Source organism: Achromobacter sp. 1011811831, assembly GCF_059760905.1.
On record NZ_JCBANG010000033.1, the window covers coordinates 47,781 to 60,796 of the forward strand.

At 68.3% G+C, this 13,016-nt stretch carries 12 protein-coding genes and 1 pseudogene; 3 read left to right on the forward strand and 10 right to left on the reverse strand.

Going from position 1 to position 13,016, the window contains the following annotated elements:
• Positions 1 to 23: 23 nt before the first annotated feature.
• Positions 24 to 455, reverse strand: coding sequence for a VOC family protein (locus tag AC6LJ9_RS14735; RefSeq protein ID WP_103272221.1), 432 nt, complete (start codon positions 453 to 455; stop codon positions 24 to 26).
• 182 nt (positions 456 to 637) lie between these two features.
• On the opposite strand from AC6LJ9_RS14735, the gene AC6LJ9_RS14740 reads away from it, so the two are divergent.
• Complete coding sequence (locus tag AC6LJ9_RS14740; RefSeq protein WP_498148135.1) at positions 638 to 1,504, forward strand: LysR family transcriptional regulator; 867 nt, start codon at positions 638 to 640, stop codon at positions 1,502 to 1,504.
• Positions 1,505 to 1,563: 59 nt separating this feature from the next.
• On the opposite strand, the gene serA is transcribed toward AC6LJ9_RS14740, so the two are convergent.
• The 9 genes from serA to phoB form a co-directional block, all read right to left on the reverse strand.
• On the reverse strand, positions 1,564 to 2,763 hold the full coding sequence (serA, locus tag AC6LJ9_RS14745; RefSeq protein ID WP_498148129.1) for a phosphoglycerate dehydrogenase: 1,200 nt from the start codon (positions 2,761 to 2,763) through the stop codon (positions 1,564 to 1,566).
• A gap of 186 nt (positions 2,764 to 2,949) precedes the next feature.
• A complete protein-coding gene (locus tag AC6LJ9_RS14750; protein WP_498148130.1) occupies positions 2,950 to 3,408 on the reverse strand; it encodes a DUF411 domain-containing protein in 459 nt (152 codons plus the stop codon).
• Positions 3,409 to 3,617: 209 nt separating this feature from the next.
• Positions 3,618 to 4,469: a copper resistance protein B gene (locus AC6LJ9_RS14755; protein ID WP_498148136.1), complete on the reverse strand. Its 852-nt coding sequence runs from the start codon at positions 4,467 to 4,469 to the stop codon at positions 3,618 to 3,620.
• Between the two features lie 174 nt (positions 4,470 to 4,643).
• Positions 4,644 to 6,458 (reverse strand): copper resistance system multicopper oxidase, encoded by a 1,815-nt coding sequence (locus tag AC6LJ9_RS14760; protein WP_498148131.1) that lies wholly within the window; start codon positions 6,456 to 6,458, stop codon positions 4,644 to 4,646.
• A gap of 216 nt (positions 6,459 to 6,674) precedes the next feature.
• On the reverse strand, positions 6,675 to 7,130 hold the full coding sequence (locus tag AC6LJ9_RS14765; protein ID WP_249205453.1) for a cupredoxin domain-containing protein: 456 nt from the start codon (positions 7,128 to 7,130) through the stop codon (positions 6,675 to 6,677).
• Positions 7,131 to 7,502: 372 nt separating this feature from the next.
• Positions 7,503 to 8,897, reverse strand: coding sequence for a heavy metal sensor histidine kinase (locus AC6LJ9_RS14770; RefSeq protein ID WP_498148137.1), 1,395 nt, complete (start codon positions 8,895 to 8,897; stop codon positions 7,503 to 7,505).
• An 80-nt stretch (positions 8,898 to 8,977) separates the two neighbouring features.
• Entirely contained in the window at positions 8,978 to 9,652 is a 675-nt protein-coding gene (locus tag AC6LJ9_RS14775) for a heavy metal response regulator transcription factor (RefSeq protein ID WP_212320978.1), read from the reverse strand.
• Positions 9,653 to 9,702: 50 nt separating this feature from the next.
• On the reverse strand, positions 9,703 to 11,010 hold the full coding sequence (phoR, locus tag AC6LJ9_RS14780) for a phosphate regulon sensor histidine kinase PhoR (protein ID WP_498148132.1): 1,308 nt from the start codon (positions 11,008 to 11,010) through the stop codon (positions 9,703 to 9,705).
• A gap of 14 nt (positions 11,011 to 11,024) precedes the next feature.
• Positions 11,025 to 11,723: a phosphate regulon transcriptional regulator PhoB gene (gene phoB / locus AC6LJ9_RS14785; RefSeq protein ID WP_103272227.1), complete on the reverse strand. Its 699-nt coding sequence runs from the start codon at positions 11,721 to 11,723 to the stop codon at positions 11,025 to 11,027.
• 164 nt (positions 11,724 to 11,887) lie between these two features.
• Between phoB and ubiE the strand changes: the two genes are divergently transcribed.
• Entirely contained in the window at positions 11,888 to 12,664 is a 777-nt protein-coding gene (gene ubiE, locus AC6LJ9_RS14790) for a bifunctional demethylmenaquinone methyltransferase/2-methoxy-6-polyprenyl-1,4-benzoquinol methylase UbiE (protein ID WP_212320981.1), read from the forward strand.
• Between the two features lie 154 nt (positions 12,665 to 12,818).
• Positions 12,819 to 13,016 (forward strand): annotated as a pseudogene (locus AC6LJ9_RS14795) (Tim44 domain-containing protein); the annotation flags it as partial.

A 13,016-nucleotide genomic window follows, 5' to 3' on the forward strand; every position in this document is an offset into this window, starting at 1 on the left:
GGCACGAAACCTGATTGGAGAGATTATTTGGCGAACAGGGAATCCAGGTTCTTGAAGGCCTTGAATTCCAGCGCGTTGCCCGACGGGTCGAGGAAAAACATGGTGGCTTGTTCGCCGACCTCGCCCTTGAAGCGGATGTACGGTTCGATCACGAACTCGGTACCGGCATCGGTCAGGCGCTTGGCCATGTCTTCCCATTGTTCCATGGAAAGCACGGCGCCGAAATGGCGCACGGGCACATTATGCGAATCCACGGCGCTGGTGGCCTTGTGGCCGCACTCGCTGGGCGCCAGGTGGGCGACGATCTGGTGGCCGTAGAAATTGAAGTCGATCCATTCGGGCGAGCTGCGGCCCTCGGGACAGCCGAGCTTGACGCCGTAGAAGGCGCGGGCTTCTTCCAGGTCGCGCACCGGGAAGGCCAGGTGGAACGGCGGCAGGTTGGTCTGAGCGGTCATGCGTAGTCTCCAGGGAGGCTGGGTAGTCGGGGAATCTGCTGGCGCGGCTTGCCGGGAGGCGCCGGATGCAGGGTCCGGCTGGCATCGCGGCGCTCGTGCCTTGGCATGAACGGCTAGTTTAGGTATTGTTTTTTCGATTGAAAAACGATATTTTTTGTGCCTTAGCATCAAAAATATTGATAGTGATCAAAGAGTTCAAGACCTTCATCGCGGTGGCGCGGGACGGCACCTTCACCGGCGCCGGCGCCCAGCTGGGCCTGACCCAGTCCGCCGTCAGCGCGCAGATCCGTCGCCTTGAGGACTACCTGGGCGTGGAGCTGTTCGACCGGGGCGCGCGCGCCGCCGTGCTGAACGTCCACGGGCGCGAGATGCTGCCGCAGGCCGAGGAGCTGGTGGCCATGGCCGAGCGCATGGCCAGCGCCGGCGGCGCGGGACACGTCAGCGGGTCGCTGCGCATCGGCGCCATCGCTTCGGTGCAGCAGGATCTGCTGGTGCGCGCGTTGGGCCTGTTCCGCGCCCAGTATCCCGACGTGCGCGTGCGCATCGTGCCGGGCGTGTCGCTGTCCTTGCTGGGGCAGGTCGATGCCGGCGAAGTCGATCTGGCCGTATTGATCCGTCCGCCTTTCGCGCTGCCGCCGGAATTGGGCTGGCAGCCCTTGCTGTCCGAGCCGGTGGCGCTGGCCGTGCCCGCCGCCATGCCCGAGGCGCCGTGGCGCGAACTGCTGGCCACGCAGCCCTTCATCCGCTACGACCGCGCTTCCTTCGGCGGCCGCGTGGTGGATCTGTTCCTGAAGAAGCAGCGCATCCGCGTGCACGAGGCCGTGGAACTGGATGAGATCGAGGCCATCGCCAACATGGTGCGCCACGGCCTGGGCGTGGCGCTGTTGCCAAGGTTGCGCCGCCTGGACACGACGGGCCTGCGTCTGCTGCCGCTGGGCGAGGCCGCGTTCCAGCGCGAGATCGGCCTGATCGGGCGGCTGCCGTTCGAGCCCGGCAGCATGCGCGGCAAGATCGCCGAATGCCTGTTGGCGGCCGCCGCCGAACCCTGATCCCGGCCGCCAAGAAAAAAGCGCCCCGGATGGGGCGCTTGCATTGCGGCTGGCGCGGACTACAGCCGGTCGCAGCGGACCGTGATGGGGTGCTGGCGCAGCGTGCTCATCACGATGTCGTCGACCTGGCCTTCCACGTCGGTGATCACGTAGCCGATCTGGCCCTTGGTCTGCAGCGTCTGGCTGACGATGTTCAGCCCGTGCTGCGCCATCAGGTTGTCCAGCGTGCCCAGCGCGCCCGGCGCATTGCGGTGCACGTGCAGGATGCGCGTGCCCTCGCCGCGTTCCAAGTAGGGCAGCTCGGGGAAGTTGACCGCGCCCTTGGTGGTGCCAGCCTGCAGGAAGCGCACCAGCTTCTCGGCCACCTCGCGGCCGATGTTCTCCTGCGATTCCTGCGTGCTGCCGCCGATGTGCGGCGTCAGGATCACGTTGGGCAGGCCGATCAGCGGGCTGTCCAGCGGTTCGTCCGGACCCTTGGGCTCGGTGGGGAACACGTCCAGCGCCGCGCCGGCCAGATGGCCGGACTTCAGCGCCTGGTGCAGCGCGTCGATGTCGACCACGGCGCCGCGCGAGGCGTTGATCAGGATGGACCCGCGACGCATGCGGCCGATGGTCTCGGCGTTCATGATGTTCTCGGTGGACTTGCCGCCCGGAACGTGCAGCGTGACCACGTCGGATTGCTCCAGCAGCTCGTTGAGCGAGCTGGCGGCGCGCGCATTGCCCAGCGGCAGCTTGGCTTCCACGTCGTGGAACACCACGCGCATGCCCAGGCCTTCGGCCAGCGTGCTGATCTGCGAGCCGATGTTGCCGTAGCCCACGATGCCCAGCGTCTTGCCGCGCGTTTCGAAGGCGCCGGACGCGCTCTTGTCCCAATGCCCCAGATGCACGCGGGCGTTCTTTTCAGGAATGCGGCGCAGCAGCAGGATGGCCTCGCCCAATACCAGCTCGGCGACCGACCGGGTGTTGGAGAAGGGGGCGTTGAACACCGGGATGCCGCGCTGCATGGCCGTGTCCAGGTCGACCTGGTTGGTGCCGATGCAGAAGCAGCCCACGACGCGCAGGTCGGGGTTGTCGGACAGCAGGCCGGCGTCCAGGTGGGTGCGAGAACGGATGCCCGCCACCTGCGCGCCCTTCAGGGCGCCGCGCAGCTCGGCCGGCGGCAGGGCCGCGGCGTGCGTGACGATGTCGGTGTAGCCAGCGGCCTCGAAGACGGCTCGGGCGCTGGGGTGGATGTTCTCGAACAGGACGATTTGTGCCATGACTGCCTGGGGGAGGGGTGGGGAATGCGTTTGATTGATTGTGGCGCATTTTTGCTGCGGTGCAAGGAGAACCCCCTGGCGCGTTGTGGGTGAATTGTTTCAACGCGCGGATCCCGCCGTCGCGGCAAGGGCCTCCCCGGGCGGCCACGGCCCGTCCCGTCCGTGGCCGGCGCTGACGGATCCGTCCTATCGATAGGCCTGGAACACCTTCGAGCCGCCGCGCTTGTCCACCAGCAGCACGTCGTGCGGCGTCTTGCGTCCGCCATACTCCGGGCCATCCATGCCGGGCGAGCCCAGCGGCATGCCGGGCGCCGCCAGCCCGGCGGCGTCGGGTTTCTCCAGCAGCAGCCGGCGCACGTCGCTGGCCGGCACATGGCCTTCGATGGCGTAGCCGCCGACGACCGCCGTATGGCAGGAGCCATGGTCGGCCATGCCGGCGTTGCGGCGGATGGGACCGGTGTCCGAGACATCATGCGTGGTCACGGCGAAACCGTTGCCGCGCATGTGCTTGACCCAGTCTTCACAGCAACCGCAGGTGGGCGTCTTCCAGACCTCCACGGGCGTGGGCGCCTGGGCCGCGGCCAGGCCGGGCAGACCCAGGGCGGCGGCAAGCACGAGTCGGCGGACGAGAGGGGCGATGGTCATCAGTGCTCCTATGATCAAGATTCAACTGCAATTATTCCGGCGCCCCAACTTGGCGCGCCGCACTATCGGGATGCCGCGGAGCCGGCTTTGCCGGTCCGCAGGCATGCCCCCGGGGGAGGCGCGCGAGCGCTTGGGGGGGGTTCTCCTCCGGTCCGCAGGCATGCCCCCTGGGGGGAAGCGCGCGAGCGCTTCGGGGGGGCTCATCCCCTCTAGAACCAGAACCGTATGCCGGCCATGATCGCGGTTTGCGAACGGCCGGCGCCGGCCGCGGATGCATAGTCGGCGGTCTGGCCGAATTTCCGTTCGAAGGATACGCCAACATACGGCGCGAACTGGCGCGTGACCTCGTAGCGCAGCCGCAGCGACAGGGAGCCGGAGGACAGGCCGGAGCCGATGCCGCGCTCGGGGTCGCTCTTGCCATAGAGGCTGGCCTCGAGCTCGGGCGTGAAGACCAGCCGCTGCGTCAGCAGCAGATCGTATTCCGCCTTCAGCCCCAGCGCCGTGCGCCCGGATGGGCCGACATAGCCCGTCGCTTCGAGTTCGATCCGGTAAGGCAGCATGCCTTCGATGCCGAACGCCGCCCAGTTGCGCTTGGGGCCGGTGCCGAAATCGCGGCGCGCGCCCAGCTGCAGGTCCCAGAACGGCGTGATCGCGTGGCTCCAGAGCGCCTCGACGCGGCCGCTGGAACCGCCGTTGGCATTCTCGGCCTCGCCTTCGCTCTTGATCGTCAGGCGATTGGTCGCCGTGCCGTACCAGAAGCGGCCTTCCCATTCGCGTGCGTTCTGACCGTCGCGGTTGCGCGACCAGCCGAATCGCTCGAGCAGCAGCTGCGCCGCCGGCATGTTGTCCATCATCATCATGTGAGGACGGATGCCATAGTTGTCGTAGCCGCGCGCGTCCGTGCCGTCGCTGGACGGCAGGCTGCCCACCGGCGGCGCGGTCGGGGACGACGCCGCGCCATGGTTCATGCCGGGCATGCTGGAATGATCCATCGCGCCGGATGAGGCGGGCGCGGGCGTGGCGGCGCCATGGTTCATGCCGGGCATGCTGGAATGGTCCATCGCGCCGGATGAGGCCGGCGCGGGCATGGCGGCGCCATGATTCATGCCAGGCATGTTGGCATGGTCCATGCCGCCGGATTGCGCCAATGCCGGGCCGGCCAGGCTGGCGGCCAGCGCCAGCGCGGCATATCGGGCGGTGGCGGGAATACGGTTCTGTGTCTTGTGTCGCATCGTCTACTCCACCACGACCGCCCTGAACATGCCGGCCTCCATGTGATACAGCAAATGACAGTGGTAAGCCCACTTGCCGCGCGCATCAGCGCTGACCCGATAGGTCAGGCGCTGCGCGGGGTTGAGCGAAATCGTGTGCTTGCGCACCTGGAAGGCGCCGTCGGCCGATTCCAGATCGCTCCAGAGCCCGTGCAGGTGGATGGGGTGGGTCATCATGGTGTCGTTGACCAGCACGAAGCGCACGCGCTCGCCATGCTTGAGCACGATGGGCTTGGCGTCGGAGAACTTCACGCCGTTGATCGACCACATGTAGCGTTCCATGTTGCCGGTCAGGTGCAGTTCGATCTCGCGGGTGGGCGGCGTATTGTCGGCGGGCTCGACCATGGAGCGCAGGTCGGCATAGGTCAGCACGCGTCTGCCGTTGTCGCGCAGGCCGACGCCGGGATCGTCCAGCCGGGTCGACACCACGTCGGGCAGCATGGAATTGCCCACGCCGCGTTCGGTGGGGTAGGGGTGCTTGACCTCCACCATGCCGCCCGAGCCGGCGGCGTCGCCGTGGTTCATGCCGGGCATCGCCCCATGGTTCATGCCCGGCATCGCGCCGTGATCCATGCCCGGGGCGGCCGGCGCGCTGGCCGGGCTCGTTCCCTGCATCGCGCCATGATCCATGCCGGCCATGCCGCCGCTCATGTCGTGGGCCATGCCCATGTCCATCATGGTCAGCAGCTGGACCGGGTCCAGCGCCGGCACGTCGGCCTGCATGCCGGGGCGCGGCGCCAGCGTGGCGCGCGCGTAGCCGGAGCGGTCCATGGCCTGCGAGAAGATGGTGTAGGCGCGGTCCTCGGCAGGTTCGACGATTACGTCGTAGGTCTCGGCCACGGCGATGCGGAACTCGTCGACTTCCACCGGTCGCACGTCCTGTCCGTCGGCCGCCACCACGGTCATTTTCAGGCCCGGGATGCGCACGTCGAAGTAGGTCATCGCCGAGCCGTTGATGAAGCGCAGCCGCACCCGCTCGCCGGGCTTGAACAGGCCGGTCCAGTTGCCGGCCGGCGTGGCGCCGTTGGTCAGGAAGGTGTAGGTGGCGCCGGAGACGTCCGCCAGGTCGGTGGGCGTCATGCGCATCTGTTCCCACATCAGCCGTTCCGACAAGGCCGCGCCCCAGCCCTTGGTTTCGGCTTCGCGCGCCAGGCTCTGCACGCTGGGACGGATGCGGTTGTAGTAGTCCGGCTGCACCATCAGCTTGCGGAACACGCTCATCGGATCTTCGTCGGTCCAGTCTGACAGCAGCACCACGTGCTCGCGGTCGAAGGCGATTGGGTCGCGCCTGCGCGGCTCGATGACGATCGCGCCGTACAGGCCGGTCTGTTCCTGGAAGCCGGAGTGGCTGTGATACCAGTAGGTGCCGCTCTGGCGCACGTCGAAGCGGTAGGTGTAGGTCTGGCCGGGATCGATGCCCGGAAAGCTCAGGCCCGGCACGCCGTCCATGTCGGTGGGCAGCAGGATGCCGTGCCAGTGGATGGAACTTTGCTCGCGCAGCCGGTTGCTGACGTGCAGCGTGACGGTATCGCCCTCGCGCCAGCGCAGCAGCGGCGCCGGCACCTGGCCGTTGACCGTGGTGCCGATGCGGGCCTTGCCGGTGAAATCGACCGGTGTCTCGCTGATCTCCAGATGAAACTCGGTGCCGCGCAATTCGGCGGCCTGCCGCGCGGGCTGCGCCAGCGCCGCGCGCCAGCCGCCCAGCGCCGCCAGCGTGCCGCCAGCGGCCAGGCCCTGAACGAAGCGGCGGCGTCCGATGGGGGGGAGTGTGTCTTTCATTTAGTCATCCATGGTGCTGCGCAAAACCCGCAGCGCAGGAACAAGGGTTGCCTCAATGGGATGCCGCGTAGCGGAGCGATTCGTGTCCACGGCATAGTTGCCGTGAAGCCCAAGCGCCACTGCGGACCCCACTCGTCCCGAGCAGGGCAACACGGATCCGGCTCCGCCGGTCCGTAGCTGCGCCCCTGGGGGAAAGCGCGTAGCGCTTCGGGGGGCTTACATCACAGTGACCGAACCCTTCATGCCCGCCGCGTAGTGACCGGGCTCCAGGCAGCCGAAGGACACGGTGCCGGCCTTGTCGAAGCGCCACACGATCTGGCCGCTCTTGCCGGCGTCCAGCGAGATGGAATTGGCTTCCTCGTGGCGCATGCCGGGGTCCTTCATCATCATGTCGTAGTGCGCCTTGAGGTCGGCGTCCGTGCCCAGCACCAGTTCGTGGCGGATCTTGCCGGAGTTGCGCACGTTCAGTCGCACGGTTTCCCCGGCCTTGACCTCGATGCGGTCGGGGGTGAAGCGCATGCTGTCGGCCATGTCGACGTCCACGGTGCGGGTGGCGCGGGCGGGGTCGCCGGGCTTGCCGATCGAGGCCGCGGCAGCCGGCATGGCGTGGCCGCCATGGCCGCCGCCGTGTTCGCCGGCCGCGTGGGCAGGCAGGGCGAGGCCGATGGCCAGAAGCGCGACGCCGACGGCGGCTTGGGAGGTGCGGAGCAGATTGCCTTTCACGATGGTCCTTTCTTGCAGGAGTGGCGATGATGGCAATGTAGAAAAACCGGGGTGACCCGGCTCTGTCGCAAAGATTACTTTTCTGTAATGGAGCCCACCCCCGAAGCGCCGTTGGCGCTTCCCCCTCAAGGGGGCGCCGCTGCGGACCGGCGTAGCCGGATCCACGCGGCCTGGCTTGGGGAGGGCGTGTCTGGATTGTGCGATCTAGCTTCGAGGACGCGATTGGGGGGCGAGGAGCTGGGTGCGTTCTTTGGGAATCTTGGACATCAGCGGCCGATTGATGGGGCGTTGGCCTGGTGTTGGGCCGGTGGCGCGGCGGCGTTATTGGCGCGTGGGTGGTGCGTCGGCGGCTTGGGGCGTGGCGGCTGGTTTGTTGGTCGGAGCGCGCAGCGTGATGCCGATCACGGTTTCGCCGGCGGTGGAGCGGGCGTCCACGTCGCCGTCGTGCATGCGGGCGATGGCGCGGACGATGGCCAGGCCCAGGCCATGGCCCTCGCTGCGCGGGCCGCGGCCCTGGCCGGCGCGGAAGAAGCGGTCGAAGATGCGGGGCAAGTCGGTGGGGGCGATGGAGGCGCCGGGGTTGCGCACTTCCACGCGCGCGCCGCCGGCGACGGGCTCGCAGCGCAGCAGGATCTCATGGCCGGGAGGGGTGGCCTTGATGGCGTTGGAGATCAGGTTGGCCAGCGCGCGGCGCACCAGACCGGGGTTGGCCGCGACGGCTGCGTCGCCTTCGCAGCGCAGGCGGATGCTGCGTTCTTCCAGCGCGGCGTCGTAGTACTCGGCCACGCGCCGGGCCTCGGCGGCCAGCGAGATCGCGGACCGGTCGGCGGCGCGTTCGCCGCGGTCGGCGCGCGCCAGGAACAGCATGTCGTTGACCATGGTCTTCAGGTCTTCCAGCACTTCCAGGTTGGATTCCAGCGCATCGCGCAGCTCGGCCGCGTCGCGGGGCGAGGACAGCATGACCTGGGTGCCGTTGATCAGGGTGGCCAGCGGCGTGCGCAGCTCGTGGGCCACGTCGGCGTTGAAGCCTTCCATTTGCTGGTAGGCCGATTGCAGGCGGTCCAGCGTGCGGTTGAAGGAACGCACGAAATCCTGCAATTCGCGGTCGGTGTCGTGCAGTGGCAGGCGCAGGGCCAGGTTGTCGGGCTGGATGCGCGCCGCCTGTTCCGACAGCCGGCGGGCGGGCGCCATGCTGCGGCGCACGGCCCAGGCTGCCAGCATCACGGTGGCGCCGACCCAGAGCGCGCAGATCAGCAGCAGTGCGGTGCCGTAGGCGTATAGCAGCCGCGCGCCGGCGCCCACGCCCACGGCCACGGTGAGGACGGCGCCTGGCGCCAGGCGCTCGTCCAGCGCCACGCGCAAGCCGCGCATGCGCGAGCCGTCGGGCGCGTGCAGCTCCACTTCGTTGCCTGCCAGCCGTTCCAGGATGACCGGCGGCTCGCCGCCATATACCTGGCGGCCGCGGCTGTCCTCGATCCAGATGCCCAGGTGGCCGTGGCCCGCGCGCATGTTGTCCAGCGCGGCGGCCAGCTCGTCCATGCCGCGCGCGTTGCTCTGCATGTCGACCAGGTGTTCGATGAGTTCGAACTTGCCGGTGACCTCGGTGATCTCCTGGCGCGCGACCTCGCGTTTGAGCGCCCAGAACAGCGTGGCGCCGGCCAGGCTGGAGACCAGCAGCGCGATGGCGCCCAGCAGCAGCGTCAGCCGCGCCTGCATGGAGCGCGTCCGGCCGGCGGGCGTCGGTTCAGGCCCCGGGCCGGATTCCGTGGGCGACGCGCCGGTCGCGGCCCGGCCGCTCATTCGGGGCGTGATTCCAGCACGTAGCCCATGCCGCGCACGGTATGCAGCAGCTTGGCGTCGAAGGGATCGTCGAGCTTGCCGCGCAGGCGGCGCACCGCCACGTCGATGACGTTGGTGTCGCTGTCGAAATTCATGTCCCAGACCTGCTCGGCCAGCGTGGTGCGCGACAGCACCTGGCCCTGGCGGCGCAGCAGCAGCACGAGCAGGTTGAATTCCTTGGCGGTCAGGTCCAGGCGGCGGCCGTCGCGCTGGGCGCGGCGTCGGGCCAGGTCCAGTTCCAGGCCGGCCAGGCGCAGGACAGAAGGCTCTTGCGCGCGGCCGCGGCGCAGCAGCGCCTGCACCCGCGCGAGGAATTCGGAAAAGGCGAAGGGTTTGACCAGGTAGTCGTCGGCGCCGCCTTCCAGCCCGCGCACGCGGTCTTCGACGGCGTCGCGCGCGGTCAGCATGAGGATGGGCGTGTCCTTGTGCTCGCGCACCGAGGCCAGGATCTCGAAGCCGTCCACGCCGGGCAGCATGACGTCCAGGATGAGGAGGTCGTAGTTGCCCTGCAGCGCGAGATGGCGGCCGTCCACGCCGTCGCGGGCCAGGTCCACGACATGGCTTTGCTCCGACAGGCCCTTTTTCAGGTAGTCGGCCAGCTTGGGTTCGTCTTCGATGACCAGGATGCGCATGGCCGGAATTTACCACCCGGCCGGCGCGCGCGGCGCATCGCGCCGTGAAATCAGACGCTGCCGTCCACCGCGATCCGTTCGGGCGGGAAGCGCAGCGCGAAGGTGCTGCCCTTGCCGGGCTCGCTGCTGATCAGCAGTTCGGCGTCGTGCCGCATGGCGATGTGCTTGGTGATGGCCAGGCCCAGGCCGGTGCCGCCGACGGCGCGCGAACGGCCTCGGTCCACGCGGTAGAAGCGCTCGGTCAGCCGGGGGATGTGGCGGGCCGGGATGCCGATGCCGGTGTCCTGCACGCTGTAGTGCGCGCCGCCGTCGTCCTCGCGTTCCCAGCGCACGGTGATCGTGCCGCCGTCGGGGGTGTAGCGCACGGCGTTGGTCAGCAGGTTGGACAGCGCCGAGGTCAGCTCGGTCTCCGCGCCCAGCACGTCCAGGGATTCGTCCACATGCCATTCCAGCACATGGCGTCCGCCGGACAGGGCTTCGATCTGCTGGCGCGCCTTCTGCAGCAGCGCGCCGATGTTCACCGCCCGCGGGTCGCCGCCGGGCGATGATTCCAGCGTGGACAGCGTCAGCAGGTCCTCGACGATGGCCTGCATGCGCTGGGCCTGCTCATGCATCATGTCCAGGTACTGCGCGCGCTGCTCGGCGGGCAGGGCGTCGTCGGGCATGTCGCGCAGCGTCTCCAGGAAGCCGGCCAGCACCGTCAGCGGCGTGCGCAGCTCGTGCGAGACATTGGCGACGAAGTCGCGGCGGGTGGTTTCCAGCCGTTCGATCTGGGTAACGTCGCGGGTGATCAGCAGCCGCTGGTTGCTGGCGTAGGCCGTGAGCTGCATCATCATCAGCCGTTCCTGGCCATTCTGGCCCAGCCGCACCAGGATGGGATCGGGCCAGGAAGCGCGGTGCGCGTACTCGACGAACTCGGGCGCGCGCAGCAGGTTCAGCAGGTTGTGGCCACGGTCGGCCGGCAGGCGCAGGCCCAGATGCTGGCGCGCCATGCGGTTGCACCAGTCGATCTGGAAATCCTCATTGAGCGTGACGGCGCCGTCGGGCAGGGCCTGGGCCGCGGCCAGCATGCCCTGCATGGTGTCGCGGGTCTCGGTCAGCTCGCGGGCGCGGGCGCGGGTGTAGCGGTACAGCGGCGCCAGGATGTCGTCCCAGGGGCCGACCGAGGCCGGCGGGGACGTATCGGGATGGTGGGCCCAGTGGGACACCAGGTGCAGCCGCCAGCTGCGCCACAGCAGCATGGCGACCACGGCGACGCTGAAGACGATCCAGCCTGCCGGGTCTCCGATGAGCCAGTGCGCCAGCAGCGCCGCGACCGCCCACAGGGCGACCAGGAAAAGGGTGCGCAGCCAGATCATCGTGGGGGGAAGTCTTAGCGTGCGGGAACCTGTGCCGTGAAGCGGTAGCCGCTGCCGCGCACCGTTTCGACGTGGGCGTCGTGGCCGCTGGGCTCCAGCGCCTTGCGCAGGCGGCGGATATGGACGTCGACGGTGCGTTCCTCGACGAACACGTGGTCGCCCCAGACCTGGTCGAGCAGCTGCGAGCGCGAGAACACGCGTTCCGGATGCGTCATGAAGAAATGCAGCAGGCGGAATTCCGTGGGGCCGATCTGCAGCGACTGGCTGTTGCCGGACAGGCGGTGCGTGACCGGGTCCAGCTTCAGGCCGCCCACGTCGATGACGTCGTCGGTGAGCTGGGGCGCGCGGCGGCGCAGCACGGCCTTGATGCGGGCCATCAGCTCCTTGGGCGAGAAGGGCTTGGTGATGTAATCGTCGGCGCCGGCTTCCAGGCCGTCGACCTTGTCCTGCTCGGAGCCCTTGGCGGTGAGCATGATGACCGGGACGGCGCGGGTGCGTTCGTCGTTGCGCAGCTTGCGCGCGACGGCCAGGCCGGAGGTGCCGGGCAGCATCCAGTCCAGCAGGATCAGGTCGGGCAGTTCGGCGCGGATCAGGGTCTGGGCCTGGTCGGCGTCGAAGGCGCGCAGCACCTTGTGTCCGGCGAAGGACAGGTTGACGGCGATCAGTTCCTGGATGGCGGGTTCGTCTTCGACGACGAGAATGGTGCTGGACATGGTGGCTGTTTGGGCACGATGCGGAGCGCCGGCGCGGCGCGAACATTGCGATAGTATGGCCGCAATATTTCAGGTATGTGACCGTAGCGCAATAGTATGGCGAGTGGCGGGCCGCCTGCGGGCGTCCGATAGGCTACCATTGGGCGATATATCGGGAATTCACCATGCAAACCCCCTCCGAATCGCAACATTCCGCGGATTCCGCCTCGCAATCCACGCATTTCGGCTTCCAGACCGTGCCGGAAGGCGACAAAGCCCGCAAAGTCGCCGAAGTCTTCCATTCCGTGGCCCAGCGCTACGACATCATGAACGATTTCATGTCGGCCGGGCTGCACCGCGTCTGGAAGGCCTTCACCATCGGCCGCGCCGCGATCCGCCCCGGCATGAAGGTGCTGGACATCGCCGGCGGCACGGGTGACCTGGCGCGCGCCTTCGCCAAGCGCGCGGGCCCGGACGGGGAAGTCTGGCTGACCGACATCAACGATTCCATGCTGCGCGTGGGCCGCGACCGCCTCATGGACGCCGGCCAGATCGTCCCGGCCGCCGTCTGCGACGCCGAGCGCCTGCCGTTCCCCACCGGCTATTTCGACCGAGTCAGCGTGGCCTTCGGCCTGCGCAACATGACCCACAAGGACCGCGCCCTGGCCGAGATGACCCGGGTGCTCAAGCCGGGCGGCAAGCTGCTGGTGCTGGAATTCTCCCGCATCGCCAAGCCGCTGGCGCCGGTCTATGATTGGTATTCTTTCAACGTGCTGCCCTGGCTGGGCAAGACCGTCGCCAAGGACGAGGCCAGCTACCGCTACCTGGCGGAATCGATCCGCATGCATCCCGACCAGGAAACCCTGGCCGACATGATGCGCACGGCCGGCCTGGAGCGCGTGCAGTACTTCAACCTGACCGCCGGCATCGCCGCGCTGCACGAGGGCGTGCGCCTGGGCTGACCCCACCTTTTTTCGGACGATCCCCTTACCCACAGGGAACTTGTGGGGCGGGATCTTGTCCGTTATTCTTATGCAATTCAGATTGTTGTAAGGAAAAGTCGCGGTTGCGGCGCTACGGGGCGCCGCCTTCGCGAGTACGAGGAGCACACCAACCATGACCAAATTCTGTCTTTCGCGGTTTTTCGCCGCAGCGCTGATCGCCGTTTCCGGCGCTGCGCTGGTGACTGCGTCGTTTGACGCCGAGGCGCGCCGCGCCGGCGGCGGCAGCAGCGTGGGCCGCCAGTCCAGCAACGTGACGCAGCAGCGCCAGGCCACCACGCCGCCGGCAGCCGGCAGCAACACCGCCGGCGCC

What these genes read in the sequence shown, in the direction of transcription:
- AC6LJ9_RS14735 (WP_103272221.1), bottom strand. Translation starts at nt 455, where the DNA reads ATGACCGCTCAGACCAACCTGCCGCCGTTCCACCTGGCCTTCCCGGTG.
- serA (WP_498148129.1), bottom strand. Translation starts at nt 2,763, where the DNA reads ATGGCACAAATCGTCCTGTTCGAGAACATCCACCCCAGCGCCCGAGCC.
- AC6LJ9_RS14750 (WP_498148130.1), bottom strand. Translation starts at nt 3,408, where the DNA reads ATGACCATCGCCCCTCTCGTCCGCCGACTCGTGCTTGCCGCCGCCCTG.
- AC6LJ9_RS14755 (WP_498148136.1), bottom strand. Translation starts at nt 4,469, where the DNA reads ATGGACCATTCCAGCATGCCCGGCATGAACCATGGCGCCGCCACGCCC.
- AC6LJ9_RS14760 (WP_498148131.1), bottom strand. Translation starts at nt 6,458, where the DNA reads ATGAAAGACACACTCCCCCCCATCGGACGCCGCCGCTTCGTTCAGGGC.
- AC6LJ9_RS14770 (WP_498148137.1), bottom strand. Translation starts at nt 8,897, where the DNA reads ATGCAGGCGCGGCTGACGCTGCTGCTGGGCGCCATCGCGCTGCTGGTC.
- AC6LJ9_RS14775 (WP_212320978.1), bottom strand. Translation starts at nt 9,652, where the DNA reads ATGCGCATCCTGGTCATCGAAGACGAACCCAAGCTGGCCGACTACCTG.
- phoR (WP_498148132.1), bottom strand. Translation starts at nt 11,010, where the DNA reads ATGATCTGGCTGCGCACCCTTTTCCTGGTCGCCCTGTGGGCGGTCGCG.
- phoB (WP_103272227.1), bottom strand. Translation starts at nt 11,723, where the DNA reads ATGTCCAGCACCATTCTCGTCGTCGAAGACGAACCCGCCATCCAGGAA.
- ubiE (WP_212320981.1), top strand. Translation starts at nt 11,888, where the DNA reads ATGCAAACCCCCTCCGAATCGCAACATTCCGCGGATTCCGCCTCGCAA.